We start from the raw sequence: 4,053 nt of genomic DNA, 5'->3' as shown, positions 1-4,053 counted from the left end.
GATGGTCTCCAGCGGCACCTCGAACAGGGCCGAGATGTCCTCGGGCGTGAGGTAGCGGGTCGGCAGCGAGGGCGTCGGCGATCCGCCGACCTGGCTCGCCACCCGGCGGCGGGAGGCGGAGGCGTCGGCTGCAAGGTCGAAAGCGCGGGTGGGGCGGGGCCTTGTCATAGGCCGTTCTCCTCTGTGAGGTGTGACAGTGAGTAGGGCTGTCACTGCGGGTGTCACCGACATATGGGCTGGTCAGAGGCTTGCAGTGACAGCGGTGACAGCTGTGACAGTCAGGGTGTGGTTCGGACTGTCACACGGGCTCGGGCACGACGTAGGCGCCGCTGGCGTCGGTGTGCAGCTGGCCGTCCTTGGCCATGCGGGTGCACGTCTGGCGGGTGTTGGCGTAGTCGAGTCCGGTGGCGGCGGCGATGTCCTTGGGCTTCGAGCCGGGGTTGTTGCGGACGTGCGCGAGGATCGTGGATCGGGTGTCGCCGATGGTGTGGTCGCCGGCGGGGCCGTCGAGCAGGTGCCAACTTCCGCTCTCGGGCTGGAAGGAGAGGGCGTGCTCGGCTTCGTCGACGTCGCGGCCAGTGATGTGCAGAACGCCGTCGGCCTTGCCGCGTGAGCGCTTGAGGACGAGGGTGGCGTCGGCGGCGCCGGCGAGGCCGTTGGTGCCGGAGACCTCGGCGAGGAAGTCGTCCGAGCCCATCTTGCGGACGTGGTGGACGAGGATCGTCGCCACCGAGTGGCGGTCGGCAACCTGCTTGACGTGACCGATGGCGGCGTAGTCGGCGTCGTACGCGGCCACGCCCGGGGCGGAGCTGCCGCGGACCTTGGCGAACACGTCGATGACGACGAGCCGGGCGTCCGGGTTCTGGGTCAGCCACCGGTCGAGGGCGTCGGCACCGCCTTGGGGCAGCGGCGGGAACTCGGTGACGATGGTCAGGTCCCGGGGCGCCGGGCGGCCGGCGAGGAGTTTGCCCATGCGGGTCTTGAGACGGCGCGGGGTGTCCTCCAGGGCGAGGTAGAGCACGGGTGAGCTTGTTCCGCTTTGACGGACACCGTCGGTACGGTGATCAGGCTGCGAGCACGGTCTCGTACTCGGCCTGCCTGCCCCAGTCACGCACCGCGGTCTCGGTCAGATCGAAGTCCTTAGCGACCTGACCGACCGAGCGGTCACCGCGTCGGCACACCTCAACGATCTCCGCCTTGAACTCCGGCGTGAACGAGCGGCGAGGGCATGGCTTCTTCTTCCCCATGCTCTCCATGATGGGCATCATCCTTACGGGGCCGAAGCCCCTGATCAGAGGTGTCCGTCAAAGCGAATCAAGCCCACTCTGCTGCTGCTGCTGCACTCATCCCCAGACTCGTTTGCTCTGATGATCACGCCAACACCGCGCCCCGGTTCATGATCCTGCGTATACCGTGGCTGCAGGGCAGGAATCGCGGAAATCGCAGCAGTTCAGTCGAGGGAGCAGACATGGTACGGGCGCCGAAGAGTGTGGACGTGAAGCTCAACCTGAAGGTGGTGGAGATCTCCGGCACCTGGGAGCCCAACGACGCGGAGCGCCGGGCGGCTTGGGAACTGTACGTGGAACTGGTTACCCGCGTTGCGGTGGTGCCCTTGCGGGCAGACGAGGGCCTGTTGCGGGAGGCCCTCAGCAGCCTGTACTCGCTGTTCACCACCACCCGCGAGGTACTGCGAAAGTACGGCCCGGAGGTCGCCGAACCCAAGAAGAACGGCCAGTACAATTTCGGCTACCTGGCCGTGGCCATGCTTAACTACGGCATCCGTCCTCTCCTCGCCAGCTGGCACCCCGCCCTGGAGGACTGGGAGAGCAAGCGGCCGGGCGACCGCTCCCGCCGCGACCACGAACAGGCCTGGCTCCACGGCGAGGAACTGCGCACCGCACTGCGCGACACCCGCGACATCCTCACCACCTACGCGGACCTCCTCGCCACTGCCTGTGGCGTGCCCAACCTCCTCGAAGCCGTTCCCACCGCAGACCGCTAGGAGACGCACCCGGGCGATGTGCTCGCCATGCCGGGACGCTAGAGGAAGTGAGGGGATGAAAGATGCATGCACCTCATGGCCATGCCGTGCCGAGCCACGCCCGAGCGGCGCAGGAGGTGTTCTTCAGTTACCCGCGTGCGGACCGCGCCCGGGTGTTGCCGCTGGTGGCGGCGCTACGTGCGGCGGGGGTGGGCGTCTTTCTGGATGAGGCGAGAATTGACGAGTTCGCGGGGATCACCGACACGATCCGCGCGGCGCTGCGCGGGGCGCGGATATTCGTGGCGTACTACTCGGCCGCCTACCCGAGCCGGCCAGCATGCCAATGGGAGCTGCTGACGGCCTTTCGGGCCGCGACCGCGCTAGGTGAGCCCACCAGTCGAATAGTGGTGCTCAACCCCGAACCCGGCCCGGATCACATCCAGCCTGTCCAACTGGCCGACGCTCGCTACGCCATCCTGACGGAGGGCGAGCCCACGGAAGGTGAGGCCGCGACGCGGATCGCGCAGCGGATCCGCGAACTGCTGGAGCGGGCGCCCGGCTGCCTGGGGGACGTGATCGAGGAGCGCCGACCGGTGTGGCGTCCCACCGAGCATGCCGGTTCGGAGCGCTTCGTTGGCCGGGTCGCGGAGTTCTGGCAGTTGCACACTGCGCTGCACGCCCCCGAGTATCCGGCCACCCAGGATGCGGCCAGCTCTGGCCAGGCCGTCGTCACCGGTCTGGGCGGGGTGGGTAAGACGCTGCTGGTCGAGCAGTATGCCCGCCGCTTCGCCGCGTTCTATCCCGGCGGCATCTATTGGTTCACCGCCGCCGCAAGCCACGCCCCGGACGCGGCTGCCGACACCGCGGCGGCCCGCGCGGAGGTGCTGGCCCAGCACTCTCAGCAGGTTGCCGCCGCCCTGGCAGTCGACCCCGCCCAGTCCGACCCCGCACAGATCCGCGACATAGCCCGCGGCCGCCTCGAACGGGCCGGGGCCCCGTGCCTGTGGGTGGTCGACGACCTCCCCGGCGCGCTCACCCCCGAGATCCTGCGCGAGCTGGCCGCCCCGCATCCGCTGGGCCGCACCCTGATGACCACTCGCTGGCGCGGCTACCAGCTCCCCTCGGTTGACCTCGACGTACTGCACTACGACGAGGCCCACCAACTCCTCACCGGCGCCCGCACCCTTATCGGAGATCAAGAGGAGGCGGCCGCCCACACCTTGGCTGCCCGGCTCGGCTATCACGCGTTGGCCCTCGACCTCGCCCGCGGCTGCCTGGCCGACCAACCCGGCCTCACCTACACCGACCTGCTTACCGAACTCGCCGACACCCAGGCCGGCGATGCCTTCCAACGCCTGGTCGATGACCTGGTCACCCAGGTCCCCACCGGCCATACCCGCGACATCGCTGCCACCTTCACCCGAAGCCTGCGTCACCTCGACGCCGACACCCTCACCCTGCTTCGCCTCGCCGCCACCCTCGCCTCGGCCCCGCTGCCCGAGCTCCTGTTGGCCGCCGTCAACGCCGCCTACCACGGCACTGATGAGGACACCGCCCGCCGTGCCAACCTGCGCGCCCTCAGCACCGCCCGGCGCCGCTCCCTCATCCGCCCCACAGCTGGTCAGAGCCCCGCCTGGTTCCTCCACGCTCTGGTCGGCCGCACCCTGCTACTCGACGATGCCACCGCGAGCGCCCGCCCCGCCCTGCGCCAGGCCGCCCTCACGGCCACCACCGATCTCATGAAGCTGGTCCACGCGCCGGGCCGCCTCGACCACCTTGCAGACATCGCCCCGCACGCCCGCGCCCTGACCGAGGAGTTGGACACCCCCGAGGTGCTCGACCTCCTCGGCGCGGTCGCCCGCTACGACTACGAAACCGGACAATCTGCCGGTGCTGCCCGCACCTACGAGCGCCTGGTCGAGGCGCGCACCGCCGCCCTCGGCCCCGCTCACCCGAACACCCTGACCAGCCGGAACAACCTCGCCTCCGCCTACCAGACGGCGGGGGATCTGGGCCGGGCCGTCCCGCTGTCCGAGCAGACCTTGGCCGCGCGTAGGCGTGTTTTGGGTGAG

4 protein-coding genes are annotated in these 4,053 nt (G+C 69.5%); 2 read left to right on the top strand and 2 right to left on the bottom strand.

Going from position 1 to position 4,053, the window contains the following annotated elements; translation table 11 throughout:
• Window positions 1-298 precede the first annotated feature (298 nt).
• Both ABZ641_RS28145 and ABZ641_RS28140 read right to left on the bottom strand, forming a co-directional pair.
• Complete coding sequence (locus tag ABZ641_RS28145; RefSeq protein ID WP_359986135.1) at window positions 299-1,021, bottom strand: AAA family ATPase; 723 nt, start codon at window positions 1,019-1,021, stop codon at window positions 299-301.
• A gap of 43 nt (window positions 1,022-1,064) precedes the next feature.
• Window positions 1,065-1,247 (bottom strand): transposase, encoded by a 183-nt coding sequence (locus ABZ641_RS28140; protein WP_359986132.1) that lies wholly within the window; start codon window positions 1,245-1,247, stop codon window positions 1,065-1,067.
• A gap of 248 nt (window positions 1,248-1,495) precedes the next feature.
• Between ABZ641_RS28140 and ABZ641_RS28135 the strand changes: the two genes are divergently transcribed.
• Both ABZ641_RS28135 and ABZ641_RS28130 read left to right on the top strand, forming a co-directional pair.
• The gene (locus tag ABZ641_RS28135; protein ID WP_359986129.1) at window positions 1,496-2,002 is read left to right on the top strand and encodes a hypothetical protein; all 507 of its coding nucleotides are present in this window, start codon (window positions 1,496-1,498) and stop codon (window positions 2,000-2,002) included.
• 116 nt (window positions 2,003-2,118) lie between these two features.
• Window positions 2,119-4,053 (top strand): toll/interleukin-1 receptor domain-containing protein (locus ABZ641_RS28130; RefSeq protein ID WP_359986126.1); only part of this gene is annotated, 1,935 nt, incomplete at its 3' end.

The organism is Kitasatospora sp. NPDC007106, assembly GCF_040634455.1.
GTDB lineage: Bacteria > Actinomycetota > Actinomycetes > Streptomycetales > Streptomycetaceae > Kitasatospora > Kitasatospora arboriphila.
Note: the sequence above shows the minus strand (reverse complement) of the source record. Positions and strands in the feature narration are given on the sequence as shown.

Coding starts and splice junctions, on each gene's coding strand:
- ABZ641_RS28140 (WP_359986132.1), bottom strand. CDS start 1,247: ATGGGGAAGAAGAAGCCATGCCCTCGCCGCTCGTTCACGCCGGAGTTC.